This window comes from Streptomyces sp. AC512_CC834 (assembly GCF_019049325.1).
GTDB lineage: Bacteria > Actinomycetota > Actinomycetes > Streptomycetales > Streptomycetaceae > Streptomyces.
The window spans coordinates 1-25,297 of record NZ_JAGMUO010000052.1 but is presented as its reverse complement, the minus strand read 5'-3'; the positions used below and the strand labels follow the sequence as shown (position 1 = coordinate 25,297).

General features: G+C 69.8%; 19 protein-coding genes, 3 pseudogenes and 1 riboswitch. Of the genes and pseudogenes, 14 read left to right on the top strand and 8 right to left on the bottom strand.

Annotated features, from left to right (window positions below; genetic code table 11):
- Position 1: 1 nt before the first annotated feature.
- From ispG to KUM40_RS19730, 5 genes are all read left to right on the top strand, one after another.
- Positions 2-1,156, top strand: coding sequence for a flavodoxin-dependent (E)-4-hydroxy-3-methylbut-2-enyl-diphosphate synthase (gene ispG, locus KUM40_RS19750; RefSeq protein WP_217167328.1), 1,155 nt, complete (start codon positions 2-4; stop codon positions 1,154-1,156).
- 27 nt (positions 1,157-1,183) lie between these two features.
- Complete coding sequence (gene dxs, locus KUM40_RS19745; protein ID WP_217167327.1) at positions 1,184-3,100, top strand: 1-deoxy-D-xylulose-5-phosphate synthase; 1,917 nt, start codon at positions 1,184-1,186, stop codon at positions 3,098-3,100.
- Positions 3,101-4,486: an aspartate aminotransferase family protein gene (locus KUM40_RS19740; RefSeq protein WP_217167326.1), complete on the top strand. Its 1,386-nt coding sequence runs from the start codon at positions 3,101-3,103 to the stop codon at positions 4,484-4,486.
- Between the two features lie 84 nt (positions 4,487-4,570).
- A complete protein-coding gene (locus tag KUM40_RS19735) occupies positions 4,571-5,185 on the top strand; it encodes a helix-turn-helix domain-containing protein (protein ID WP_217167325.1) in 615 nt (204 codons plus the stop codon).
- Complete coding sequence (locus KUM40_RS19730) at positions 5,182-5,301, top strand: DUF6126 family protein (RefSeq protein WP_217167324.1); 120 nt, start codon at positions 5,182-5,184, stop codon at positions 5,299-5,301. The genes KUM40_RS19735 and KUM40_RS19730 overlap by 4 nt, the downstream gene beginning before the upstream one ends.
- A gap of 24 nt (positions 5,302-5,325) precedes the next feature.
- Here KUM40_RS19730 and KUM40_RS19725 read toward each other — a convergent pair whose 3' ends face one another.
- Positions 5,326-6,123 carry a tyrosine-protein phosphatase gene (locus KUM40_RS19725; protein WP_217167323.1) on the bottom strand — a complete coding sequence of 266 codons (798 nt, stop codon included), beginning with the start codon at positions 6,121-6,123 and terminating at the stop codon, positions 5,326-5,328.
- Positions 6,124-6,547: 424 nt separating this feature from the next.
- A riboswitch (cyclic di-AMP (ydaO/yuaA leader) is annotated at positions 6,548-6,705 on the top strand.
- Positions 6,706-6,709: 4 nt separating this feature from the next.
- On the opposite strand from KUM40_RS19725, the gene KUM40_RS19720 reads away from it, so the two are divergent.
- Positions 6,710-7,663, top strand: a complete 954-nt coding sequence (locus tag KUM40_RS19720; protein WP_217167322.1) for a M23 family metallopeptidase — start codon at positions 6,710-6,712, stop codon at positions 7,661-7,663.
- A 228-nt stretch (positions 7,664-7,891) separates the two neighbouring features.
- Positions 7,892-8,677 (top strand): SGNH/GDSL hydrolase family protein, encoded by a 786-nt coding sequence (locus KUM40_RS19715; RefSeq protein ID WP_217167382.1) that lies wholly within the window; start codon positions 7,892-7,894, stop codon positions 8,675-8,677.
- Between the two features lie 33 nt (positions 8,678-8,710).
- On the opposite strand, the gene KUM40_RS19710 is transcribed toward KUM40_RS19715, so the two are convergent.
- Positions 8,711-9,331, bottom strand: a complete 621-nt coding sequence (locus KUM40_RS19710) for a TetR/AcrR family transcriptional regulator (RefSeq protein ID WP_217167321.1) — start codon at positions 9,329-9,331, stop codon at positions 8,711-8,713.
- A 150-nt stretch (positions 9,332-9,481) separates the two neighbouring features.
- On the opposite strand from KUM40_RS19710, the gene KUM40_RS19705 reads away from it, so the two are divergent.
- Positions 9,482-10,717, top strand: coding sequence for an MBL fold metallo-hydrolase (locus KUM40_RS19705; protein WP_217167320.1), 1,236 nt, complete (start codon positions 9,482-9,484; stop codon positions 10,715-10,717).
- Positions 10,718-10,860: 143 nt separating this feature from the next.
- Here KUM40_RS19705 and KUM40_RS19700 read toward each other — a convergent pair whose 3' ends face one another.
- Complete coding sequence (locus tag KUM40_RS19700; protein WP_217167319.1) at positions 10,861-12,066, bottom strand: ISAs1 family transposase; 1,206 nt, start codon at positions 12,064-12,066, stop codon at positions 10,861-10,863.
- 219 nt (positions 12,067-12,285) lie between these two features.
- Here KUM40_RS19700 and KUM40_RS19695 point away from each other — a divergent pair, with 219 nt between their 5' ends.
- On the top strand, positions 12,286-13,086 hold the full coding sequence (locus KUM40_RS19695; RefSeq protein ID WP_217167318.1) for a WD40 repeat domain-containing protein: 801 nt from the start codon (positions 12,286-12,288) through the stop codon (positions 13,084-13,086).
- A gap of 40 nt (positions 13,087-13,126) precedes the next feature.
- Here the strand turns inward: KUM40_RS19695 and KUM40_RS41455 are convergent, their stop codons facing one another.
- From KUM40_RS41455 to KUM40_RS19675, 5 genes and pseudogenes are all read right to left on the bottom strand, one after another.
- Positions 13,127-13,789 carry a response regulator gene (locus KUM40_RS41455; protein ID WP_308401194.1) on the bottom strand — a complete coding sequence of 221 codons (663 nt, stop codon included), beginning with the start codon at positions 13,787-13,789 and terminating at the stop codon, positions 13,127-13,129.
- A 288-nt stretch (positions 13,790-14,077) separates the two neighbouring features.
- A pseudogene (locus KUM40_RS42170) lies at positions 14,078-15,508 on the bottom strand (SAV_2336 N-terminal domain-related protein); the annotation flags it as partial.
- A 4-nt stretch (positions 15,509-15,512) separates the two neighbouring features.
- Positions 15,513-16,508, bottom strand: a complete 996-nt coding sequence (locus KUM40_RS19685) for a MoxR family ATPase (RefSeq protein WP_217167317.1) — start codon at positions 16,506-16,508, stop codon at positions 15,513-15,515.
- A complete protein-coding gene (locus KUM40_RS19680; protein WP_217167316.1) occupies positions 16,505-18,670 on the bottom strand; it encodes a hypothetical protein in 2,166 nt (721 codons plus the stop codon). Before KUM40_RS19680 ends, KUM40_RS19685 begins: the two co-directional genes overlap by 4 nt.
- Positions 18,670-18,984 (bottom strand): trypco2 family protein, encoded by a 315-nt coding sequence (locus tag KUM40_RS19675; RefSeq protein WP_217167315.1) that lies wholly within the window; start codon positions 18,982-18,984, stop codon positions 18,670-18,672. Before KUM40_RS19675 ends, KUM40_RS19680 begins: the two co-directional genes overlap by 1 nt.
- A gap of 365 nt (positions 18,985-19,349) precedes the next feature.
- Between KUM40_RS19675 and KUM40_RS19670 the strand changes: the two are divergent.
- The 5 genes and pseudogenes from KUM40_RS19670 to KUM40_RS19655 form a co-directional block, all read left to right on the top strand.
- A pseudogene (locus tag KUM40_RS19670) lies at positions 19,350-19,697 on the top strand (MBL fold metallo-hydrolase); the annotation flags it as partial.
- A gap of 462 nt (positions 19,698-20,159) precedes the next feature.
- A pseudogene (locus KUM40_RS42460) lies at positions 20,160-20,495 on the top strand (hypothetical protein); the annotation flags it as partial.
- Positions 20,496-20,670: 175 nt separating this feature from the next.
- The gene (locus KUM40_RS19665; RefSeq protein WP_217167314.1) at positions 20,671-21,030 is read left to right on the top strand and encodes a CU044_2847 family protein; all 360 of its coding nucleotides are present in this window, start codon (positions 20,671-20,673) and stop codon (positions 21,028-21,030) included.
- Entirely contained in the window at positions 21,009-24,740 is a 3,732-nt protein-coding gene (locus KUM40_RS19660; RefSeq protein ID WP_217167313.1) for a serine protease, read from the top strand. The genes KUM40_RS19665 and KUM40_RS19660 overlap by 22 nt, the downstream gene beginning before the upstream one ends.
- A 3-nt stretch (positions 24,741-24,743) precedes the next feature.
- Complete coding sequence (locus KUM40_RS19655) at positions 24,744-25,103, top strand: ADP-ribosylglycohydrolase family protein (RefSeq protein WP_308401192.1); 360 nt, start codon at positions 24,744-24,746, stop codon at positions 25,101-25,103.
- The last annotated feature ends 194 nt before the right edge of the window (positions 25,104-25,297 follow it).

Genomic DNA, 25,297 nt, shown 5'->3' with positions numbered 1-25,297 from the left:
CATGACCGCCATCCCCTTGGGCGTCCCCGAGGTACCGGTCCGGCCGATCGCCGAGCGACGCGTGTCGCGGCGGATCCAGGTCGGGCCGGTGGCGGTCGGCGGCGGGGCCCCGGTGTCGGTGCAGTCCATGACGACGACTCGCACGTCCGACATCGGTGCCACGCTCCAGCAGATCGCCGAGCTGACGGCGTCCGGCTGCCAGATCGTGCGGGTGGCGTGCCCCACCCAGGACGACGCGGACGCCCTGGCCGTGATCGCCAGGAAGTCGCAGATCCCGGTGATCGCGGACATCCACTTCCAGCCGAAGTACGTCTTCGCCGCGATCGAGGCGGGCTGCGCGGCGGTGCGGGTGAACCCGGGCAACATCAAGCAGTTCGACGACAAGGTCAGGGAGATCGCGAAGGCGGCTCGCGATCACGGCACCCCGATCCGTATCGGCGTGAACGCGGGTTCGCTGGACCGCCGGCTGCTGCAGAAGTACGGCAGGGCGACCCCGGAGGCGTTGGCGGAGTCGGCCCTGTGGGAGGCGTCGCTCTTCGAGGAGCACGACTTCCGGGACATCAAGATCTCCGTCAAGCACAACGACCCGGTCGTGATGGTCGAGGCCTACCGGCAGCTCGCCGCCCAGTGCGACTACCCGCTGCACCTGGGGGTGACGGAGGCCGGGCCCGCGTTCCAGGGCACCATCAAGTCGGCCGTCGCCTTCGGCGCGCTGCTCTCCCAGGGCATCGGCGACACCATCCGCGTGTCGCTCAGCGCGCCGCCCGTCGAGGAGATCAAGGTCGGCATCCAGATCCTTCAGTCGCTGGGGCTCAGGGAACGCCGGCTGGAGATCGTCTCCTGCCCCTCCTGCGGCCGTGCCCAGGTCGACGTATACAAGCTGGCCGAGGAAGTCACCGCCGGGCTCGAGGGCATGGAGGTCCCGCTGCGCGTCGCCGTCATGGGCTGCGTCGTCAACGGCCCCGGCGAGGCCCGCGAGGCCGACCTCGGTGTCGCCTCCGGCAACGGAAAGGGCCAGATCTTCGTCAAGGGCGAGGTCGTCAAGACCGTCCCCGAGTCGAAGATCGTGGAGACCCTCATCGAGGAGGCGATGAGGATCGCCGAGCAGATGGAGAAGGACGGCGCGTCGGGGGAGCCGGCCGTCACCGTGAGCTGAACAGCACGGACCGAAGGGGGCCCGAGCGTGACGATTCTGGAGAGCATCCGGGGACCACGCGACCTGAAGGCGCTGTCCGAGGCGGAACTCGGTGAACTGTCCGACGAGATACGTGACTTCCTGGTGCAGGCGGTCGCCCGCACCGGCGGTCACCTCGGACCCAACCTGGGCGTGGTGGAACTCACCGTCGCCCTGCACCGGGTCTTCGAGTCGCCGGACGACCGCATCCTGTGGGACACCGGCCACCAGAGTTACGTACACAAACTCCTGACCGGACGTCAGGACTTCTCCAAACTGCGGAGCAAGGGCGGCCTGTCCGGCTACCCCGCGCGCGAGGAGTCCGAGCACGACGTCATCGAGAACAGCCACGCCTCCACCGTCCTCGGCTGGGCCGACGGCCTCGCCAAGGCCCGCCAGGTGCAGGGGGAGCGCAGCCACGTCGTCGCCGTCATCGGTGACGGCGCGCTCACCGGCGGCATGGCCTGGGAGGCCCTGAACAACATCGCGGCGGCCCGGGACCGGCCGCTGATCATCGTCGTCAACGACAACGAACGCTCCTACGCGCCGACCATCGGCGGCCTCGCCAACCACCTCGCGACCCTGCGCACCACCGACAGCTACGAACGGGCCCTGGCCTGGGGCAAGGACGTCCTCCAGCGCACGCCCGTGGTCGGCAACACCGTCTACGAGGCCCTGCACGGCGCCAAAAAGGGATTCAAGGACGCCTTCGCCCCGCAAGGGCTCTTCGAGGACCTGGGGCTGAAGTACCTCGGCCCGATCGACGGACACGACATCGGCGCCGTCGAGTCCGCGCTCAGGCGCGCGAAACGCTTCCACGGACCCGTACTGGTCCACTGCCTCACCGAGAAGGGCCGCGGCTACGAACCCGCCCTGCGCGACGAGGAGGACCACTTCCACACCGTCGGCGCGATGGACCCGCTCACCTGCGCGCCGCTCAGCCCCGCGGGCGGGCCGTCCTGGACCTCGGTGTTCGGCGAGGAGATCGTCCGGATCGGCGAGGAGCGCGACGACGTCGTGGCGATCACCGCGGCCATGCTGCACCCGGTCGGTCTCGCCCCCTTCGCCGAACGCTTCCCCGACCGCGTCTGGGACGTCGGCATCGCCGAGCAGCACGCCACCGTGTCCGCCGCCGGCCTCGCCACCGGCGGCCTGCATCCGGTCGTCGCCGTCTACGCCACCTTCCTCAACCGCGCCTTCGACCAGCTCCTGATGGACGTGGCCCTGCACCGCTGCGGCGTCACCTTCGTACTGGACCGGGCCGGCGTCACCGGCACCGACGGGCCCTCGCACAACGGTATGTGGGACATGTCCGTCCTCCAGGTCGTCCCGGGCCTGCGCATCGCCGCGCCACGCGACGCCGACCAGCTCCGGGCGCAGTTGCGCGAGGCGGTCGCCGTCGACGACGCGCCGACCCTGGTGCGCTTCCCGAAGGAGTCCGTCGGACCCGCCGTACCCGCCGTGGACCGGATCGGCGGTCTCGACGTCCTGCACGCCGCCGACCGGCCCGAGGTGCTGCTCGTCGCCGTCGGAGTGATGGCGCCCGTCTGCCTGCGGGCCGCCGAGCTGCTCGAGGCCCGCGGCATCGGCTGCACCGTCGTCGATCCGCGCTGGGTCAAACCCGTCGACCCGGCGCTCCCGCCGCTGGCCGCCCGGCACCGGCTGGTGGCCGTCGTCGAGGACAACAGCCGCGCCGCCGGGGTCGGTTCCGCGGTGGCCCTGGCACTGGGCGACGCCGAGGTCGACGTACCGGTACGCCGGTTCGGCGTCCCCGAGCAGTTCCTCGCCCACGCCAAACGCGCCGAGGTGCTCGCCGACATCGGCCTCACCCCGGTCGAGATCGCCGGCCGGATCAGCGCGAGCCTCGCCCTGGGGGAACAGTCCGGCGACGGACGGATCGTCACGCCAGCGCAAGGAGAGAACTGAATGACCAAGGAGTTCGACCTCGCCGCGCTCTTGGCCGAGCGCGGAGCCGAGCGGTACGAGCTGCACGCGAAGCATCTCAATCACCAGCTCCCGCGCATGCTGCGCACCATCGGCTTCGACAAGGTCTACGAGCGGGCCGAGGGCGCGCACTTCTGGGACGCCGACGGCAACGACTACCTGGACATGCTCGCCGGGTTCGCGGTCATGGGACTGGGCCGCCACCACCCCGTCGTCCGCAAGGCGCTGCACGACGTCCTCGACGCCTCGCTGGCCGACCTGACCCGCTTCGACTGTCCGCCACTGCCCGGACTGCTCGCCGAGAAGCTGCTCTCCTACAGTCCGCACCTGGACCGCGTCTTCTTCGGCAACAGCGGCACCGAGGCGGTCGAGACCGCCCTGAAGTTCGCCCGGTACGCGACCGGCAGACAACGGATCCTGTACTGCTCGCACGCCTTCCACGGCCTGACCACCGGCGCGCTCTCCGTCAACGGCGAGGACGGGTTCCGCAAGGGCTTCGCACCCCTGCTGCCCGACACCGCCGTCCCCCTCGGCGACCTGGACGCGCTGGCCCGGGAGCTGGCCAAGGGCGACGTGGCCGCCCTGATCGTGGAACCGGTCCAGGGCAAGGGCGTGCACGAGGCCCCGCCCGGATATCTGCGCGCCGCCCAGGAGCTGCTGCACCGGCACAAGGCCCTCCTGATCGCCGACGAGGTGCAGACGGGCCTCGGCCGGACCGGGAAGTTCTACGCCTACCAGCACGACGACGGCGTCGAACCCGACCTGGTCTGCGTCGCCAAGGCACTGTCCGGCGGATACGTGCCGGTGGGGGCCACCCTGGGCAAGGACTGGATCTTCCAGAAGGTGTACTCCTCGATGGACCGCGTGCAGGTCCACTCGGCGAGCTTCGGGTCCAACGCACAGGCCATGGCAGCCGGGCTCGCGGTGCTGTCGGTCATGGAGAACGAGGAGATCGTGGCCAACGCCGCCGCGGTCGGGGAGCGGCTGAAGTCCCGGCTGGCCGAGCTGGTGGACCGCTACGAGCTGCTCGCCGACGTCCGCGGCCGGGGGCTGATGATCGGCATCGAGTTCGGCCGGCCCAGGTCCCTGAAGCTGCGCAGCCGCTGGACCATGCTGCAGGCCGCACGGAAGGGACTGTTCGCGCAGATGGTGGTGGTGCCGCTGCTGCAACGGCACCGGATCCTGACGCAGGTGTCCGGCGACCACCTGGAGGTGATCAAGCTGATCCCGCCGCTGATCATCGACACCGACGACGCCGACCGGTTCGTCGACGCCTTCACCGAGGTGATGGAGGACGCGCACAACGGCGGCGGCCTGATGTGGGACTTCGGCAAGACACTGGTCAGGCAGGCGGTGGCCAACCGCTGAATAGCCTGCCGGTTGCCCACCGGTCGATTTGCCTGTGGGGCAAGAAATTTGCCCGGCAGGCAAGACTCCGGCTCAATGGGAGGCATGAGCTCCTCCGAGTCAGGACCGGCCGAGGGGGCGGTCGCCGCCGTCGCGCCACAGTTGCGTGAGCTGCGGCGGCGGGCCGCCCTCACCCTCGAGACCGCGGCCCGCGTCGCAGGGCTGTCGCCCGCCCACCTCTCCCGCCTGGAGACCGGACAGCGCCAGCCCTCGCTGCCGATGCTGCTCGCCCTCGCCCGGGTCTACGGTACGACCGTCGCCGAGCTGCTGGGGGAGTCGGCCGCGGACCGGGACGCCGTCGTGCGCGGCGCCGACATGGAACCGACCGCCGCGGGCGGCTGGACGTACTGGCGGGCCGGAGCGCCGGGCCGCGGCATGCAGGCCCTGCGCGTCCAGGTGCCGTACGGCTCCCAGGGCGATGTCGTGCGGGTGCACCCCGGGGAGGAGTGGCTCCATGTCCTCACCGGCCGGTTGCGGCTGCGCCTCGGGGACACCGAGCACCGGCTCACCGCGGGGGACAGCGCCCACTTCGACTCGACGACCCCGCACCGGATCGCCGCGCAGGACCCCGAGGGGGTCGAGCTGCTCTTCGTCCACACCCTGCTGCAGAGCCCGACGGCCGCGCTGTGCCTCGGCCCGATCCCCGGAGAGATGCCATGAGTGCCAAGCAGGAGAAGCTCCCGCGCGCCCTGTGGGTGCGACTGCTCGTCTACATCGCGCTGGGGCACGTCTTCGGCGGCTTCCTCTACCTGCTGTTCGAGGTGGGGGCGAAGTAGCGCAGGCCGCGACGGGAGACCGGCTCAGTCCAGCATCCGCTCGCGCAGCCGCTCCCGGGTCCCGGCAGTGAGCCGCAGGCCCTGCTCCAGGTAGGCGTCGACCCCGCCCCACGTCTCCTCGACGGTCTCGAAGGCCGCCGCCAGGTACTCGGCGCGCGCGTCGAACAGGGGGCTGAGCAGCTCCATGACCTCGGGGGAGTAGGCCGAGGCGGCGGAGCCGCTGCGGTGCACCTTGTAGCGGCGGTGCGCGGCGTTCGACTTCAGGTAGTCCTCGACGACGGCATCGCGCTCGACGCCCAGCGCGAGCAGGGTGATCGCGATCGACAGACCGGCACGGTCCTTGCCGGCCGCGCAGTGCATCAGCGTGGGGACGCTGTCCTCGGCGAGCGCGTGCAGGATCTGGGAGTGCTCCGCCGTGCGCTCCTTGACGATCATGCGGTACGAGGTGATCATCCGGTCGGCGCCCTTGTCGCCGTCCAGGATCTCGCGCAACTGGTCGAGGTCCCCGTCGCGGACCATCTTCCAGAACTCGGCGCCGTCGGCCGGATCACTCAGCGGCAGGTTCACATTGCGCACGCCAGGCAGCTCGACGTCCGGGCCGTCGAGCTTCTGGTCGGCCGCGTTGCGGAAGTCGAAGACCGTGTGCAGGCCCAGTGAGGCCAGGAACGCGGCGTCCTCCCCGGTGGCGTGCGCCAGGTGGCCGCTGCGGAACAGCACCCCCTGCCGCACCCGCCGCCCGTCCACGGTCGGCAGTCCGCCCACGTCCCGGAAGTTGCGCACACCGGTCAGCTCGGGTTCGGTCGACGGGACCTGCTGCGTCACGGGGGCTCCTCCCACTGAGCGCCGCCGACGCTGCTCGCCTGCGGGCACCACTCGACGATACGGCATCCCGGTGCCCGAAAGCCGCCCTCAAAAGGACACTGCGGACCGATAAGAGCCTTCTGTCCGAATTAGTGCATTGATGGCAACTGGCCCTGAAATGGCGACGGGTGGAAATGTGTCGCGTGAGCAGCGTCATATCCGTGACCGTGCGTTGCCCGTCATGTTCACGTAATTCAGCGGCTTCTCATGGGTGTTCAGGGAAAACCGGGCCACGGAAATCGACGCAGGGTTACCGGGTTTTCCCGTAAAGGATCAATCGGAACACCTGTCAATGGAACCCCTCGCTTGTCCCTGTGCGTCTTGGTCCCTTACGTTCACCACCGATCCGGACGGACGCCTAATCCTGCCGCCGACCGGAGCCCACTCTCATCCACCACCCGTACACGGCAGGAGCGGGGGACCCACAGGTAGAACTGCCTGTTCCGGTTCCCGGAACGGCTTGGGGTAAAGCCGCGTTTCGGCGCGGCCGGGCATCTCCAGCCCGCACCCGACAGCTCACCTCGCAGGCGCCGGAGAGGAATTCGTCATGCCCGCGAAGGGTAAGCACCGCCGTACCAGGGCCATGCGCCTGACCCGCACCATCGCCGTCGCCGGAACGGGTGGCGCCGCGCTCGCGCTCCCGCTGATGGGTGCCGCCGGGGCCAGCGCCGCCCCCGCCCACTCCGTTTCCGAGCAGGCCGTGCAGTCCATTCCGACGTCGGCCAAGAAGTCCGCCGCGAGCACTTCCGAGAAGAACTCGGACGCGCGGACGTACACCGTGAAGAACGGTGACTACCTTTCGAAGATCGCCGACGACCAGGACGTCGACGGCGGCTGGAAGAAGCTCTACTCGGACAACCGCGAGGCCGTCGGTTCCGACCCGTCGCTGATCCACCCCGGCCTCAAGCTCTCGATCGGCGGCCAGGCCGCCAAGTCGTCGGCCCCGTCCACCGCCGAGTCGGAGAAGCCGGCCGCCGAGAAGCCCGCCGAGGCCGAGAAGCCCGCCTCCGAGTCGTCCGAGAAGTCGACGGACGCCGACAAGGCCTCCTCCTCGGACTCCTCGAACACCGGCACCCAGTCCGCCGGCACCACCAGCGGCTACACCTCCCCAGTCGAGGGCGGCACCGTCGGTACCCCGTACCACCAGTCCGGCAGCATGTGGTCCAGCGGTTACCACACCGGCACGGACTTCGTCGTCCCGACCGGCACCTCGCTCAAGGCCGTCGGCGCGGGCACCGTCGTCTCCGCCGGCTGGGGCGGCGCGTACGGCAACCAGGTCGTCATCCAGCTCTCCGACGGCCACTACGCCCAGTACGCCCACCTCTCCTCGCTCTCCGTCTCCGCCGGCCAGTCGGTGACGGCGGGCCAGCAGGTCGGCCTCTCGGGTGCCACCGGCAACGTGACCGGACCGCACCTGCACTTCGAGATCCGCACCACGCCGGACTACGGCTCGGACGTCGACCCGATCGCGTTCCTGCGCTCGCACGGCGTCTCCGTCTGACGACCTGACGACCTGACGACCTGACGGCGTTTCGGCGCGGCCCCCCGCGCCACCGAAGGCCGGACCCCGATCCCCGGGTCCGGCCTTCGGTCTATTCCGGAATTGACGAACACTTTAGGCGTGGCTTTTCTCACCGACCGTCAATCCCTTCCTACGGTCGCGTAGGTCACATTCCAAGGTGAATCATGGGCCGATGTGGCTGACGATTCGAAGAGTGACAGCAGAGCAGTGATCGGGTCGTACGTGGCGGTGGGGGACAGCTTCACCGAGGGCGTCGGCGACCCCGGCCCCGACGGGGCGTTCGTCGGCTGGGCCGACCGACTCGCCGTACTGCTCGCGGACCGGCGCCCCGAGGGCGACTTCACGTACACCAACCTCGCCGTGCGCGGCAGGCTGCTCGACCGGATCGTGGCGGAACAGGTCCCGCGAGTGGTCGCACTCGCCCCGGACCTGGTCTCGTTCGCGGCGGGCGGCAACGACATCATCCGGCCCGGTACCGACCCGGACGAGGTGGCCCAGCGGTTCGAACTGGCGGTGGCCGCGCTGACCGCGACGGCCGGCACCGTACTGGTGACCACCGGGTTCGACACCCGTGGGGTGCCCGTCCTCAAGCATCTGCGCGGCAAGATCGCCACGTACAACGGGCACGTGCGTGCCATCGCCGACCGGTACGGCTGCCCGGTGCTCGACCTGTGGTCGCTCAGGAGCGTCCAGGACCGCAGGGCGTGGGACGCCGACCGGCTGCATCTCTCGCCCGAGGGCCACACGCGCGTGGCGCTGCGCGCGGGACAGGCGCTGGGCCTGCGCGTCCCGGCCGACCCGGACCAGCTTTGGCCGACACTGCCGCCGCGCGGCACGCTGGACGTGCGGCGCGACGACGTGCACTGGGCGCGCGAGTACCTGGTGCCGTGGATCGGACGCCGGCTGCGGGGCGAGTCGTCGGGCGATCACGTGACGGCCAAGGGCACGCTGTCGCCGGACGACATCAAGACCCGGATCGCCGCGGTGGCCTGACGGCGGGGAGTGAGCGGCCGGTGTCCAGCGGGGCTAGCGCCTCGCAGGCGTCAAGGCCGTTCGCTCCAGGCCCAGTTCCCGGGCCAGCGCCTCGTCCACCCACTCCTGTGCCCGGGCCCGTGACACCGTGCCCGCGTACGACGTGAGCTGCACCGCCAGCCCGTCGAGCAGGGCCGTCAGCCGCAGGGCGGCGCCGTCGGGCTCGGGGCACCGGAACTCACCGGCGGCCACGCCCTCGGCGATGACCTCGGCGATCGCCGCCTTCCACTGGCGGTCCAGCTCGCGCGTGACCTCCCGCAGCGCGGGCTCGCGCAGCGCCGCCGCCCAGCCCTCGATCCACAGCCGCCAGCCCTTGGCCTGACCGGTGGGGGCGTACCACCGCACGGCCGCCCGCAGCCGGCGCAGCGCCGACGTACGGCGGCCGAGCAGCTTGCGGAGCTGGGCCAGGTCGTCCTCGGCGGCGTGGGTGAACGCGGCGGCGACCAGCCTCTCCTTCGTGGAGAAGTGGTAGAGCACCAGGGCGTTGCTGACCCCGAGCGCGGCGGCCACGTCGGCGATCCGCAGCGCCGCCACCCCTCGCGCCGATATCTGCTCGATGGCCGCGCGGAGCAGTTCCTCGCGCCGCTCCGTCACGCTCAACCGGACTCTCACCACGCACGTCACCCTATACAGGCCCTCGGACGTGCGGTGGCGCCCTCTTCGGTCGCGATGGACCTGGGAACACCGATGTGACATCCGTCGTTCGAGGTGACGTAGGACGAGACGACCATACTGAGAACCTGAACCACTCCACCTGGAGGTACCGTGGCCGGTTTCCGTTCCCCGAGTCCCGGGCTTCGCGTGCCGCTGCCCGCGGCCTTCGGCGCGGACCCGAGCGGTGAGCGCATGGCGCGCATCCGCAGATCGCCGAACTTCCGTGACGGCGTCTTCCAGAACCCCGGCGGCACCGCCAGGACCCGGCCCTCCGGATCGGCCACGGAGTTCGCGAAGATCTACTTCAACAAGGAGGCGCGGCTCCGCCGTTCCCCGCAGGGTCCGGTCCCGGTGCACGCCACCACCCTCGCCGACCTCGCCCGGCCGCCCGCCACGGGTCTCCGGCTGACCTGGATGGGGCACTCCAGCGTGCTCGCCGAGATCGACGGGCACCGGGTGCTCTTCGACCCCGTGTGGGGCGAGCGCTGTTCCCCGGTCCCCTTCGCCGGTCCCAAGCGGCTGCATCCGGTGCCGCTGCCCCTGGCGGCCCTGGGCCCCGTCGACGTCGTCGTCATCTCCCACGACCACTACGACCACTTCGACCTGCCCACGATCAAGGCACTGGCCGGCACCGACACCCACTTCGCCGTGCCGCTGGGCGTCGGCGCCCACCTCGAACACTGGGGCGTGTCCCCCGACCGGCTGCGCGAGCTGGACTGGCACGAGTCGACGCGCGTCGGCGGCCTCACCCTCACCGCCACCCCGGCCCGGCACTTCTGCGGGCGCGGGCTGCGCAACACCCAGCACACCCTCTGGGCCTCCTGGGTCGTCGCCGGGGAGGAGCACCGCGTCTACCACAGCGGGGACACGGGCTACTTCGACGGCTTCCGGGACATCGGCGCCGCGCACGGCCCGTTCGACGCCACGATGATCCAGCTCGGGGCGTACGCCGAGTTCTGGCCCAAGAACCACACGGACTATACGCCGCTTCCTGGCATGTGGCCAGACATTCACATGACGCCTGCGCAGGGGGTGCAGGCCCACCTTGACCTGCAGGGAGGCGCCCCGGGAGGGGTGCTGCTGCCGATCCACTGGGGGACGTTCAACCTGGCTCCGCATCCGTGGGCGGAGCCCGGGGAGTGGACCAAGGACGCGGCCGAGGAGGTCGGCCAGGCGGTGGCGTTCCCGCGGCCGGGGGAGCCGTTCGAGCCGGCGGGTGAGCTGCCGGTGGAGGCGTGGTGGCGGGCGGTGTCGGGTCCGATCGTGCACCCCTGGCGGCGTCCCCGGCTTGCTGAGGGCGTGGCCGAGACGAGCAAAAGTGATCTCGACCTCGCGGGCGAGCGGTGACGTCGGTCGGGGACGAGCTCGGCGAGGTGGCCCGGATGCTGGGACTTCTCACGGCTGAGGAGCAGGATCGTGTGATAAGAGCCTTAGATGGCGGGCCCCGTGTAGAGCAGGGTCATTGCATGATCGAGATCTGTCTGGGTTCGTCACGTGAGACCGAGGGTTCGTAGGGGCCGGTGGTAGTCGCGACCGGTGTGGCGGAGGGCGGCGGCGATGTTGGTCTGGCCGTCCTGGCGGAAGACGCTGATGGCGAGGTTGCGCAGGGAGGCCATGGCGCGGGGCAGGGTGCCGGTGCGGACCTTGGAGTCGTCCTCGCGGAACGTGCGGTCCCGCACGTGGTGCAGGAGGTTCTCGATACCCCAGTGGCCTCTGATCCAGGTGGCGAGCTCGGTGCAGGTGGCGTCGAAGACGTTCAGGCTGGTGATCAGGTAGACGCGCTCGATGGTCAGCTTCCCGGTGCTCAAGTCGCGTCGCCACCGTACGACTTGGATCGCCTGGCGGGCGCCGGGGTAGTCGAGGTGGCTGAACGTGGCGGCCTTGAGCCGGCGGATCTCGTCGCGGTGGTGGGCGTGGTCGCGAGTGCGGTGCCCGAGCGGGATGTCCCACCAGGGCAGCTTCCTGACCTGGGCATACAGGCCCGGATGGTTCTTCTTCACGACGGCCACGTAGTGCGCGCCGCGACTGGCCAGATAGGCCCCGTGGTCGTGCTGGGTGTGCAGGGCGTCGGCGGTCACCACCGTGTTCTCCAGCTCGAGACCGTCCAGCAACGGCGCGAAGGAGGGGATCTCGTTGCTCTTGGAAGCGACCTGCCGCTGGGCCAGGACCACGCCGTGGTGGTCCATCGCCGCCAGCAGCTGGATCGCCGCGGCCGTTGCGGTTCGCGATCCGCGGACCACCTTGCCGTCGACCGCGATCACCCGTCGCACCGGCCCTTTCTCCGCCTCCAGCTCGACCGGGAGCGGCGTTCTGGCCTGCAGATACGCGCTGATCGCCGCGTCCAGCGCGTCACCGTTCACACGCTGCAGCAGACGGCGCACGGTTGCGGCGTGCGGCACCGGTCGCAGACCGGTAAGTGGATCGGCAGCGAAGCCGAGGACGCCCAGCACATGCTGCGGGGCATCCGTGATCCACTCGCTGATCGCGATGAGCGAGCGAGCCCCGGTCGACACCGCCGAGACGGCTGCGCACAGCAACGCGAGGGCCGGATATCGCAGTCCTCGCGCATCGCGGGGATCGGCTACCAGGATCAGGAAACGCCGCAGGTCAGCGACATCGCTTGAGGTGAGGGGATCAGTCGGGGAACTCAGTTTCTCCAGTGCGGAAGGGATGGGCGATGATGTTCGGGCAGGCACGGTCTCGCTCGGTTCTCATGGGTCTCGACAACCACATGATCACCAGCACCGTGCCTGCTCTGCCGGGCCCCTTGCCCCACAACGGACATGACACCACGTCACTCACGAGACCGGCGAACCGGACCAATCCCAATCACGCAATGCCCCTGGCCCGAAGAGGTGGCCTTCCAGGGACTGACAGCTGTCACCAGTCACCTGTGGCCCGATGGATCGGTATCCGTGATCGCGGGCACGTATGGCGGCGGCATCGTCCGTTGGGACCAGGAGAATGGGTGGCTCCGCATGCCTGATCCGACCCGCACGGTTTTGTCGAGGCCAGTACACGATCTGACTGACATGGTTTCGTCGAGGCCGGCCCACGATCTGACACGGATACGTGCGCTGACAACCTTTCGCGTGGATGACACGGACCAGGTGTTCGTAGTCAGCGGCACCAGTTCTGGCACCGTGTCCTTCCACGATCTGGCCACCGGAGAGCCGTGGCCCGTCGTCCGCGCCTCACATGCGATCCGCGCCCTGGCGGCCCTGCCGAGTACGGAAGGCACGATCGTGGCCTACTCATCCGCTGCGGCCGTGCGGTTCTGCCGTCCCGGGCAGCCTTCCGAGGGGCGCCTTCCTTCCCGCATCGGCATCGTAGGCTGCTTGACCACTTGGACGGCGGAGGACGGCACTGTGTTCCTCGCCACTGGCGGCTCCGACGGCGTCATTCGGCTTTGGTCTCCAGATGCACTGAGACAGGAGGCGCTTCCCGTATTGCACGGCCATCAGGGCCCGGTCACTGCCATTGCGAGCTTCCGGGCCTCGCCCACCGCCCCACCCCTCCTCGCCACGGTGGGTCAACGGGATACCACTGTGCGGGTGTGGGAGCCCCGTACGGGCGAGGAGTTGACGCGGATCGTTACTGGTGCTGCTCTAACGTCGCTCTGCGCCCCGCTGACATGGGACGATCCAAAGCTCGCCGAGCCGGTGCTCGTCTTCGGTGGAACGGCGGGCGCTGCCGTGGTCTCGGTCCGGCTGTAAATCAAGCGCGCTGGAAATGCCCCGCGCGGCCGGGCTGCCTTCACTGGTCTCGATGTCGTGGTGAGTGTGGTGAGTGTAGGGAAGCCGGGGCGGGCGGGGAACCAAGTTCTTCCTGCAGCTCCAACGCACCCTGCAATACCTGGCGCAGGCTCCTGACCGCGCGTTCCAGGCGGTTGGCCGTGGTCCTCACCGTCGCGCTCGATGCCTTTGCCCGGAGCTGTCCGGTCAGGTCGTGTGCCTGCGACTCGGCGTCGGACAGCAGGGTGGACAGCTGCGCCAGCAGATCGGTCGCGCCCCCGGTGCGCAATAGGGCTGCCTGTTTGCGCAGTTGCACGTTTGTCTGGTGCAGGTCGACGAATACGGTCACTTTGGCGCGCAGCACCCAGGGCTCGTACGGCCGCGACACATAGTCCACGGCACCCGCCGCATACCCTCGGAAGGTGGCGTGGGTACCCGTTTCGTACGCGCTGATGAAGATGATCGGGGTGTCACGAGTCCGCAATCGGCGCTTGATGTGTGTGGCGGTCTCGTGGCCGTCCATTCCCGACATCTGGGTGGCGAGTAGGACGAGGGCGAATTGGTCCTCGTCCAGCGCCTTGAGGGCTTCCTCGCCCGACGAGGCGCGGACGAGTGTCTGGTCGAGCGCGGACAGGGCGGTCTCCAGGGCCAGCAAGTTCTCCGGCTGGTCATCGACCAAAAGGATCTTGGCCTTCGTGTCCGCCGCGGAGGACGGTGCGGGGAGTCTGGTGGCCGTCCGGTAAGCCGCAGGTGACTGTGGTCCCTCCCGTTCCCGGGGTTCCGGGGGCCGCGGGGTCGGGGGAGGCCGGTCGGTGGTCGGGGTGTCGATGTGCGTGGCGACGCCAAGGCGTTTCAGTAGCCGCTCTTCCAGATGGGCGAACGATCGTTCGGGCGCGCCGACGGCGGCGGCTCCTCCCGGGTGCGCCACCCAGGCGGTGAAGCTCGGTGAGTGCCGGACCCACGCTGCCAGGCGGTCGGCGATGAGACGCGTGGTGCGCAGCAGCTCGCGGGCGGGGAGCGTGCCGAGGAGGATGCTCCGTGCGTCGGCGGAAAAGTCGAAGAACTCTGGCTGCGGCGACCTGCCTGTGGGGTCAGCAGCGGCGTTGTGCATGAGGCCGCCCAGAAAGACTTCCACGAGGTGCCCGGTGTCCGTCGGAGGGCCCAGGGCCTCCTGCACCATGCGCATGACTGAGGGAGTGACGGGCGCCACGGCTGCGAGGTGGGCGGCGAGCCGGTAGGCCTCCGGGCTGGCCGCGTCGCGGAAGCGCAGGACGGCTTCAGCGTCCGTAACCTGCCGGGTTCCGGCGCGCCAGGGTTGGGTGACGTACCGCCCGATGTCCCACAGCGGCAGCACCGCGGTCGCGCTCGGTGAGGCGACCAGCCGGGCCCAGTCACCGACGGCGGCCCGTGTGGGTTCAAGCACCGGGACGGGGACAGAGTCGAACGCGACCAGATCCGCCGGCAGTCTCAGGTCGGTGACGTGCCAAGCGGTGGTGGGGCCGCCCCTGCGGACACTGGTGACGTGCCACGGCCGAGTCATGACGCCCGAGTTAGCCCAGAGCCGGGCGGGCAGCGCCTGCACAATCGCGGTGGGTTGCCGGCGGGCCCACATGGCCGCCACCTCACTCATCCGGCCGTCCCACCAGGCGTCGCCGACGCCGTCGCTGACCATGAGGACAAGGGTGGCGCCGGTGGGGTCGCAGAGCGCGGCCGGCGGAAGGTAGGGACCTTGCTGGTGGTAGGGACGGTTGCTCAGCAACGGAGCGTGGGAACCACGGGTATTGAGTCCGAAGACGCGGACGTCGCGGAAAGCCCCGGCCCGTTCCATCAGTGTGCGGATCTCGGAGGCCAGACGCTTCCACAGGACCATGGACACGCCGTCGTCGATCAGCAGGGCGAGAGAGAGCCAGCGGCTACGAGCTGCACACGTCACGGTCTCGGGCAGGCCCGTCTCGGCCATGGCATCAACCGTCCGTGCCACGTCCAGTTCCTGACGGCGTCGATCGGGGAGCCGCTGCCGCAGCGGCCGTAACGCCTTGCCGAGCGTGAGATGACGGCTGGGCAGGACATGAGGGCCCGGCGTGCGTACGGCGTGTGCCCGGTGCAGGGTCGGCTCCGGCCTGCCGCTCCCCTTCCCTCGCGGGGCCGCGTACAGCGGGAACAGGCGGTGCGAGGCGACGTCCGGCGGCGGGTGCGCACCTGATTGCACGGCATCGTCCGCGTCGGGGGCCCGGGGCACACCATGCTCGGCGACCTGCCGTGAGGGGGCGGCCGGGGCAGGACGTCGCGCCAACGGATCGACGTCGCCCGGCAGGTTCCTGGCGAGCCACAGGACGTCGAGGAGTTCCTCGTCGGCGAGGTCGACGCCGCTCCTGGCCAGGATCTCTCTCAGACGTCCGAGCATGCCCTCATACCGCCCCGCCTAGTTGGTGCAGAACGGCGTCGAGCAGTCGGCCGGCGTCCAGATCGATGCCCCCCTTGCGTAGGAAGACCGCGTTTAGGAGCTGATCGGTCGCGAGTTCTCCGGGTGCGCGGCGGCCGAGGAACTCCTCCAGCAGGCCGTCGATGTCGTGAAGTGCCTCGTGGCCGAGGTGCGCGGCGACGATGTCCCGCAGCCGTTCCTCGTCGGGCTCGGGCAGGTCGAGACGGACGCACCGCCGGAGGAAAGCGGGAGGGAATTCGCGTTCACCGTTGCTGGTGATGACCACGACGGGGAACTCAGGGCAGCGGACGCGGCCTCGAACAATTGGGGCTGGCGCGTCAGGGTCGTCGGTCTGGACGTGGACCGTGGAGTGTTCCTCGGGGAGGCGGCTGAGCTCCGGAATCTCGAACTCGCCCTCCTCGAACACGGTGAGCAGGTCGTTGGGTAGATCGACGTCCCCCTTGTCCAGTTCGTCGATGAGTAGGACCCTGGGCCGGTCCCGGGCCAGCAACGCAGTGCCCAGAGGGCCGAGCCGGACGTACTGGCCGATGCCGGGGTCGGAGCTGTCCGTGTCCCGGCGGAGGTTGGCTTCCCGCAGTCGGCCGATCGCGTCGTAGTGGTAGAGGGAGTCCTGCAGGGTGGAGCGGCTGTTGATTGGCCAGTGCAGGATACGGCCGAGGGCGAGTTCGTGAGCGATTGCGTGGGCCAGGGAGGACTTTCCGGTACCGGGGTGTCCCGTGACCAGCAGAGGCCGGCGCAGGTGGAGGGCGGCGTTGACGATGTCCGCGTCGTCGGGGTCGATCAGGTACGGGTGGGGGCGTGCGGTCCGCGAGCCGTCGGGCTCCTCTGGGCGGAGCCGGCGCCATGGTGGTGCGGGCGGGAAGGTGACCGCGCGGGCCGTTCCATCGCCCCGAAAGAGCCGCCAGTTCCCGTCGCCGGATGGGGTGGGGTGGCCGGTGGCAGCGGATTCTGCGACGGTCATGACGCGTGGGCTCCTTCTGGGGGATCCTGCAGGGTCAGTAATTCGGGCCGCGGTCGCCGACCGTGTTCCTCCCATACGAGTGCGGGGCGCGCCGGGAACGTTTCCGGCTCGTCGAAGGCCGTCCCGCGGAAGAGTCGGACTCGCTCGGGCAGATCGGGGAGGGAGCCGGTGGGGTCCAGTTGTTGCAGCCCGGCCGCGTCCGCAGGGCAGTCGGCCCTCCTGTCCCAAAGGACGACCGGGACGCCGAGCGCCAGGCAGAGTTCGAGTAGTGCGTCCCGCTGGTCCGGGGAACCGTGGAGCACGACCTGAGTGGCATCACGGTGAGTGGTCTGCAGCAGGCGCCTAAGCCGTGGGCGAGTGACACATTCGTCGTCGACCACTAACGCGGCCGTGTGTCCGCTCTCCCAGCGCCGCCGGTGCTCACGTTCTCTGCCCCGCACCAGGTCGCTCATCTCCGGGCAGCTCAGGGTGAGGCAGAACTCGGCGCCGATCGGCTGGTCAGGCACGAACTCGTTGGGCGCCCCGGGGTTCCATTCGTCGATGGGTAGCTGGAGGCTGTCGCGGTCCACCAGAACCGTCGCGTGGGGCACGGCCGTCGGGCCGAGCTCGTCCGCGATGACCTCGACGGCGTCGCGCACCCGCTGGGCCACTCCCTCGGGTGTCCGCGGCGCGCTTTCCGCCTCGTTGAGGGGGGTGTGCGTGCCGTCGGCGCGGGCGAGCAGGATGCGGCAGTAGTAGCTCTCACGCGGTTCGGTCCGCGCGCGGGATATTTCGACGACGACGCGAGAGAAGGGGGAGGATTGCCGGGCGGCCCAGCGGCCGGCGTCGGTGCGGCGCTCGGCAAGCGCCGCCGGATGGATGCCGGTCCGGGCGGCCACCTGATCGGACCAGCTGCGCAGCTCCGCGCCCGCTCCCCTTCCCAGGGCGGCGGCTACAACCTCGACTAGGCGGAGCAGGGCTGGTACGGGCGGTGTGCCGTCTGGTACGCGCTCGCTGTCGGAGACGGACTCCAGGTGCTCGATAACGTGTTCGAGATCGTCGACGCAGAGATGCGTGCGGTTCAGCGGGTCGGGCAGCCAGGCAAAGCGCAGGGCCTCGCGGGCGGCGCGAGGTATCAGCGCGGGCTGCTCCTTGCAGATGCCGCAGAGCAGTTCCAGTAAGTGCTCGTACTCGTCCGGGGACAGGAGCAGGCACAGTCCGCCGGCGCGGGCGCGGGTGAGGACGTCCGTCAGACGGGTGCGCTCGTCCTCGCCCGTGAGGGCCGGGGTCAGGGTGCTGCTCAGGGCGGGCAGGGCGCGGGGATGGGCTGCCACGAGTGCCGCGAGGTCGGGCATGGTCGGTTCGTGGCTGTCGGAGACGTTATATCCGAGCCGCCGTGCGAGGTCGCGGGCATGTGCCGCGTACGTCCTCCGGCCGCCGAGCACCGACCACAGGAGCCGTTCGGTCTCCTGCTCGGCCGGGCTGCGTTCCGCCGCGGGTTGAGCCGTCGGGAGGGCGGCGCCAATCTCGGTCAGGCTGGGTGGGTCGTCGGCGTACCGCCGCAGGAGTGCTTCGAAGCCGGCGTCTTGGACGAAGCAATGCGCCGGGAGGGCCCGCAGGCGGCGGTTGCCGTAGGACCGGTCGTCGCGAATCACCACGCCCGCCAGGTAGTCCTCGCAGAACACTGCGGTTCCCGAGGCGCCTCCCCAGGCCTTGCGGCCGTCGTCGCGAAGGTCGGGTGCGGACTCCTGGTCGAGCACGTAGAGGCCACGAGCCCCGGAGGACAGCGGAGGCAGGACACCTCGAAGGTGTTCGGCGTCACGACCGTCTTCTGCGGATGCCAGCGGAAAGCCCAGTCCCTCGTAACGCAGCGGGGTCGTGCCCACGGGGTGGCCCCATCGGACCGACCCCGGTACGTCGATCTTGTCGTGTGTGAGCAGCAGGGCGACGTCCAGGTCCTGCGGATGGGTCCAGATCAGCTCCGCGCCGGTGCGTAGCGTTTCACCGCGGCCCGGGTGTCCCACTCTGACCTGGATCTCCTCCCAGTAGGCGCCGCTTTCGCGGTCCTGGAGGATGTGTCCGGCGGTGAGCACCAGGCGCGGCGCGACAAGATAGCCGGACCCGACGCGATGGCGCAGCCGCGTGGTCCCGCTGCGGATCAGCACCAGTCTGTGCGGGTCCATCACTCCTCATCCCAGGAGCCGGGTTCGGTGTCGCTGATCTCTGGACTGGAGCCGCCGCGGGCTCGGTCCCGGACCGAAAGTTTCAGCGTCAGTCTGTGGGCGCGGACGCTGGAGTGCTCGCCGCCCGCGCCGACGGTCGCCACACCGAAGCTGACCTTGCCGTCCCCCTTGCCGCTGTTGCGCAGCTCCAGCTGCAGTTCCAGTTCGGCCTCCTCGATGCCAAACGCGAATTGCTGGTCTGCCCCCAGGTCCTGTGCCCGATAAAGCTCTTGCCGCAGTTCCTCGATCGCTGCGGTAAGACCAATCCCCGTCATCCGTACCCCCAACGCGCACTGTGCCTACGGAGTAGTCTGCCAAGGTTATGGGGCCGAGCGCCCCGGCTTCGGGGGAACGGACGCGTCGGGGATGCGTGTCTGGCGGGTAGGAACGGGTCCGCGCTCCGACGTCGCCTGACGTTCCCGTGCAACGACACGAGCTCCAACAGGGGCGGAACTCTCGATCGCATGCCAAGCCGAGGCCGGACTAAGTAGTGGATGTCGTACTGCTCGCACCTGGCGCCGAGCGGGACGCGGCTGTCGATGCCGGCGCCTCACGTGCCATCGAGTCACTGTGGGCTGAAAGAACCAAGAACGACTTCTGGCCCAAGAACCACACGGACTATACGCCGCTGCCTGGCATGTGGCCAGACATTCACATGACGCCTGCCGAGGGCGTGCAAACGCACCTTGACCTGCAGGGAGGCAGTCCGGGTGGGGTGCTGCTGCCGATCCACTGGGGGACCTTCAACCTGGCGTCGCATGCGTGGGCGGAGCCGGGGGAGTGGACGAAGGATGCGGCCGAGGAGGTGGGGCAGGCGGTGGCGTTCCCGCGGCCGGGGGAGCCCTTCGAGCCGGCGGGGGTGCTGCCGGTGGAGGCGTGGTGGCGGCCGGTGTCGGAGCCAATCGAACGCCCGTGGCGTCGTCCGCGGAGTGCTGAGGGTGTGACCGGGACGAGCAGGGGTGATCTCGACCTCGCGGGTGAGCGGTGATGTCGGTCGGAAACGAGTTTAGGGAGCTGGAGCGTCTCCCCGCTGACGAGCAGGATCGTTTGCTGCGCGCTTTGGACGGAGCAGCGTCCCGAGTGCAGTGTGAAGTCACTGCTCAGCGCTTTGGGCTCTTGCCGTCCCTGGAAGCCTCGTCTCGGCTTGTTGTCCGAACCCGCATTGTGGAGCGCTGAGCCCGCAGGAGGGCGTCGGCTGGGCAGGGCTCGGCCGCTGACGGCCCCCGGCGCCCTGCGGCCAGCACGGGAGCGCTCGCCACAGCCCGGCGCCCCCGCCGCTCCCCCTCGCCGACAGACCGCCCACGACCACGGAGTGACCATGACGCGTCCCTTCACCGCCCTCGGCTTCCTCGCCGTCTCGTTCCTCGCACTGCCCAGGCGCGGTACTGCGCCGCAGTGAACCGGCTGCTCACCAAGAGGCACCGCTGACCCGCCCACGCTCTGCGGCGGGCTTCCAGGCTGGGGCATCGCATACGTCGTCGGCCTCTCCGTCTTTGCCGAGCTGGCCGCTCTGTTTCCGTTGCTGCTCGTCAGCAACCGGTGGCGGCCGTTGCACCCCAGGGTCCTTGCCCCGCTGGCCTGGACCGCCTCGGGTGTCCTGGTCCTGATGGCACTGTGGCAACTCGTGGTCGCTTTCACCGTTGAGAGCGAGACGTGCATGTCGAGTGGTACAGCACAGACCGTCTGGGGCTTCGCTTTCGCCCCGCTGTTCGCCATCCCGGCCCTGATGACCGCGGTGACCTGGTCGTACGCAAAACGGCACCGGGCACGGGGACAGGTACAGCGACCACGAGATGGCACTTACGCCCCAGGGCGCCGCTGCTTCGAGCAGGCAGCGTGGTGGCGGACGCGGCGCTGGATTGGGGAGGGTTGTGAAGGTTTTCCGACGGGCGACCGGCGGGATCACTAGGCTGAACGCAACTGTGGAGGCGATGTGCGGGCAAGTGAAGGGGAGGCGCGGGGTGCTGGACGAGCGGGCGGGGGTCGACGCGTTGGCAGGGGACGAGACGGCCGTGGTTCCGGTGACGGTCGAAGGGCATCCGCTGTATCTGTCGGTGCGGCGGCTGGAGTCCAGTCATGCCGGTGCGGGCGAGCGGGAGATCGCGGCTTCACGGCCGACCCTTGAGGAGGCTCTGGACTCGCTGGTGGGGGTCGCCAGAGCGGTGGGGACGCGCTTGGAGCAGACCGGCAGTCAGAAGGCGACCGTTGAGTTCTCGTGCGAGTTCGCGGTCGAATCCGGCACGCTCGTTGCGGTCCTCGGCAAGGCCACGGCCAGGTCCACCTTCAAGGTCGCACTGGAGTGGGCCGCGCCGACGCCGTGACCCCCCTGAGCAGCGGCACTCGGGAATTGCTCACGGGGGCGACGGTGGCGCTGGTGATCCGTGCACCCGGTAGTGCGTCGCTGAGGTGCGGCACGGGCTTCTTCATTGCGCCAGGCACTGTGGCGACTTGCGCCCACGTGATCGCGGACAGCGCTGAAACACTCCCGGAAGTGGTGTACGGCCGGGTGGGTGGCTCGGAGCGTGAACTGCGGCTGCGTCCCGCCCTCGATCTGTACTTCCGCGACCGGACCACGGGCCTTGACCTGGCCCTGCTGCGAGTCGTGACGGACACCGGCGGCGTGGCCGCCCCCGCCCCGTGGGTGCTATTCCACGACGACCTGCGGGACGGCGACGGGGTCTGGGTCCGGGGGCATCCGGAGGGAATTTTCCGCAGCGGCCAGTCGGTTCAACTCGACTACCAGGGCCCTTCGTCGCGCGACCCGGACGGACTCGGCCTGCTGGAACGGTTCTGGGGTCCCCCCATCGGCGGGGGCTACAGCGGCAGCGCGATCCTCAACAAGCGCACCGGCGCCGTCAGCGGAATGCTCTGCACGTCCGACCACGCCGGCAGCGTGCACGCCCTCTCCGCCACGGCACTGCTCTCCCACTGCCCACAACAGGTCCAGGAGCTGCATAAATCCGCAGCCCGCGCTGTAAGTCCGCGAGTGAGCAGCAAGATCTCAGATGTGGAGCAGCCCTGGCTGAGCACCCTCTCCGATGACCAACTCCAGGCGGGCGGCTGGGCGTTCCCCAGCCGCCGACTGCGCGGCTACCTCGCCGCCGCCGCGCGGGCGGCTGAGTCCCACCCTTATCCCGGAGTGGCACCGGGCAACGTCTCCCCGCCGCTGTCGACTGTCTACGTCAGTCAACACGCCCATTCCATAGGGACTCTGACCCGGCCAGGCCAACTGGACACCGAGGAACGGGTGTCGGCCTCGACCATCATTGACAACCACATGGACGCCCTGGCGGTCGGCGGACCGGGCGCGGGCAAGTCCAGTCTTCTGCGCAGCTTCGTGCGGGAATGCGTGGCGGGGTGGGGTGATGCGTGGGCCGGGGACGAAGGCGACAAGGGCACCGGCGGCTCGGGCAGCCGTGCGGTCGAACAGTCCGCGCCGCCGAGTCCCGGCCCTCGCCCCGACCGCACCCCCCGCCTCACGCCCACCCCTTTGCTGGTCCCGGTCTACGTACAAGCGGCCGATCTGGTCCCCGACCGCCCCTTGGCCGAAGCGCTGGAAGCCGGAGTCCGGGCCGATGCCGGGCGGTACGGTCCGCTGGAGGCATGGTCGGCCGAGTTCTTCCGGGGGCCGCCCGCAGCGCATGCGTCATGGCTCGTACTCGTGGACGGGCTAGACGAGTTGCTGGCCTCCGAGCAGCGTCAGGTCGTGCTCACCAGGCTGGCGGGTGTACGGGCCGCCGACCCCGAAGGGGCGATGTACCGATGCGTCATCGCCACGCGTCCCATCCCAGAGCTGCCCACATCGCGCTCCCCGGTCTGGCGGGCCGCCGTCTTCGACCTTCTGCCCTTCGACACCCGCCAGCTGCGGGACTTCGCCGAACGCTGGCTAAGTGCCCTCGGCCTGCCCGACCCCGAGCGCGCCGCGGAGCAGTTCACGCTTCAGTTCGGCGAGCGGCGTCGCGAAGCGCTCGTACGCGTACCGCTCATGGCCACGATGCTGTGCCAGCTCTTCGCCGACCAGCCAAAACCCCCGCTGCCGACCACCCGGCACGAGGTGTACCGCTCCTTCATCGGGCTTCTGCAGAGCAGGCAGTACAGCGATGCGGCTTCCGGGATCATCCCCCAGGCCACGGTTGCTGCCGCCAAGTACGGCACCATGGCAGTCCGCACCGTGGAGCGCCTGCCCGCCCAGGTCGTGAGTCTGGCCGGAGAACTCGCCCTGGCCTGGCTGGACGGGGAGCAGCTGTCGGCCGGTGAGCTGTTCGCCGCACGCACTGAGGACCAGCGCCCTCCCGACCTTCCCGAGCGGGTCTGGCGAGAGATCCTGCGTGAAACTTTGCGCCGCAGCGGCCTGTTCACGGAACGCGGCGGCGACCTCGTCTTCATCCACCAGACCCTGCTGGAATTCCTTGCCGCGCAACGCGTAGCCGAAGACCCCCGGCGGGCCGACGTCGAGCTGCGTAACGTCTTCGGCCACTGCCTCACACGCCCGCCCCAGGAATGGCGACGGCAAGACTCCTTCACTCGCTTCCTGATCGCGGCTGTGACGGACCGCCCTCTGCTCGGCCGAGCCCTGTGGCGCTGCGGAAAAGGCTGGGAGGGCGCCCGCTTCATTGCCGAACTGGTCGCGGACGGCATCCCGGTCGCGCCCAAGTCCATGCGCCGCTGTGCCGACACGCTCGCAGCCGCCGCGAAGATGCCGGAGTGTACCGGCTTCTTCCGCCGCGAACTCGCCCAGCACCTGCGCACCCTCGGCGACGACAGAGACGCGCGCATCCTCACCGCCGTTGCCACAGACCCCATGATCAGCGACGACGACCGCATTATGGCCGCACGGACCCTGGGTGCCCTTCGCGGCAGCGGCTACACCGAATCCCTGCTGAGCATCGCCGCCGACACCGACGTAGGCCTGCTCGCCAGGGTCGAGACCATGCAGCGCCTCCTGGAGGGGCTCGGCGACACCACCCACGGCAAGCAGCTGCTAGCCGTCGTTGCCGACCCGGTGTTCCACGACGGGCTGCGACGGGATGTGGTCAACGCATTGCGCTCGGCCGACCCGAAAGGCTGCACCGAACTGTTCTTCTCCTACGCCCAAGACCCCGAACTCAGCCAGAACGCCCGAGCCCTCGCGCTCCGCGAACTCGCGACAGCGGGTGACCCGCGCGCCCCCGCACTGCTGCTGGCCCTGGCGGGCGAGAGCACAGCCGACAGCACGCTGCGATACGAGCTCATGAGGACCCTGCGCTCCACCGACGCTGACCGCTACGCGGAGCTTCTCGTCTCCTACGGAGCCGACTCCGGCCTCGACCCAGGCACCCGCGTCACCGCGCTTGGCGAACTCGCCCACACCGGTGACGAACGGGCCGCCGACCTGCTGGCCTCCCTCGCCACGGAACTGGACGCCGACCCCGTCGGTGGGGAACGCGTCCAGACCGCCCGCCTGCGGGTCGCCGAGCAACTCGCCCAGCTGAACGACCCACGGGCGGACGAACTTTTCATCACCCTGGCCGGCGACATGTCGGTCGCCGCGCCGATCCGGCTGGGTGCCGCAGACGAGTTGCAAGCCATGGGGAATGCCTCCGCGGCCGATATGTATGCGGCCTTGGCCGCCGACCGTGTGCTGGACGAGCACGCGCGCGTGGCCGCCGCTCAAGCGCTTACCGAGGCCGAGCCGGGCGGGTACAGCCCCCGCCTCACCGCCATCCTGGTGCAGCTGGTCATCGACCCCGAAATGCCTGAGACGGTTCGTGACGATGCATTTCGGTTGCTCGACCGGTACGCGGCCGGTGTTCACAGAATTCAGGACCCGCGCGACTCCCAACGCCCTCGCACGGCCGAGGGCGTTTTCGAACTCCTCACCCGCGTGGCAAGCGACGGAAACTACTCACGCCTTCAGCGAGCTTGGGCTGCCAAGGCAATGCGTAACCTGCCGTATCTGCGCCGCCTCAGGGAAGGGCCGGCATCAGGGGATCCCGTCCCCGATGCGCCAGGCGGCACCCACTCGACGTGGACACGCTTGCCGGAGCCATGACCCATGGTTCGCTGGGTCCGGCCGGTTCTCCGCGCAGGGGCAGAAGCCCACGCAGGCAGCACAGATGGAAGGCCACAGGGCCATGAGCCTTCGGCTCGGCGCGGTTGGCCTGCGAGAATGAAGCGGATTCAGCGAGCGGCCGGCGCGGCCGGCGCGGCCGACGGTTCAGCGGTGGGTGACGCTCTGGGCCCTCTTCGAGTTTCGCCCCCCCGGGAGCGTTCTCCGCGCGGTTCCCGCTTCCGGTGCCGGGGGCGAGATGTGCGGAGACGGTGGCTGGGACCCGGCGAGGCCACTGACGACACGCAGATGGCCGTCCTGGTCGCCGAGTCGGTGCTGGAGCGCGGCGGGCTGGATCAGTCGTGAGCCGGCGGGGGAGCTTCCCTCGGATGCGCGGTGGTGTGCGGTGGCGGCACCGATCGCGCACCCGTGGCGTCGCCCGGTAGCGGCCAGGGTCCCGGGAAAGTTGTTCTGTAGCCCTGTGACGTGGGGGTTTGCGGGTGGACAAGTGCGCGGGCGTGCTCCGGTCCGGTTGGATGGAGGTTCCTACGCCTTGCCGT

What these genes read in the sequence shown, in the direction of transcription:
- ispG (WP_217167328.1), top strand. Translation starts at nt 2, where the DNA reads ATGACCGCCATCCCCTTGGGCGTCCCCGAGGTACCGGTCCGGCCGATC.
- KUM40_RS19740 (WP_217167326.1), top strand. Translation starts at nt 3,101, where the DNA reads ATGACCAAGGAGTTCGACCTCGCCGCGCTCTTGGCCGAGCGCGGAGCC.
- KUM40_RS19735 (WP_217167325.1), top strand. Translation starts at nt 4,571, where the DNA reads ATGAGCTCCTCCGAGTCAGGACCGGCCGAGGGGGCGGTCGCCGCCGTC.
- KUM40_RS19730 (WP_217167324.1), top strand. Translation starts at nt 5,182, where the DNA reads ATGAGTGCCAAGCAGGAGAAGCTCCCGCGCGCCCTGTGGGTGCGACTG.
- KUM40_RS19720 (WP_217167322.1), top strand. Translation starts at nt 6,710, where the DNA reads ATGCCCGCGAAGGGTAAGCACCGCCGTACCAGGGCCATGCGCCTGACC.
- KUM40_RS19685 (WP_217167317.1), bottom strand. Translation starts at nt 16,508, where the DNA reads ATGACCGTCGCAGAATCCGCTGCCACCGGCCACCCCACCCCATCCGGC.
- KUM40_RS19680 (WP_217167316.1), bottom strand. Translation starts at nt 18,670, where the DNA reads ATGGACCCGCACAGACTGGTGCTGATCCGCAGCGGGACCACGCGGCTG.
- KUM40_RS19675 (WP_217167315.1), bottom strand. Translation starts at nt 18,984, where the DNA reads ATGACGGGGATTGGTCTTACCGCAGCGATCGAGGAACTGCGGCAAGAG.
- KUM40_RS19655 (WP_308401192.1), top strand. Translation starts at nt 24,744, where the DNA reads ATGGTTCGCTGGGTCCGGCCGGTTCTCCGCGCAGGGGCAGAAGCCCAC.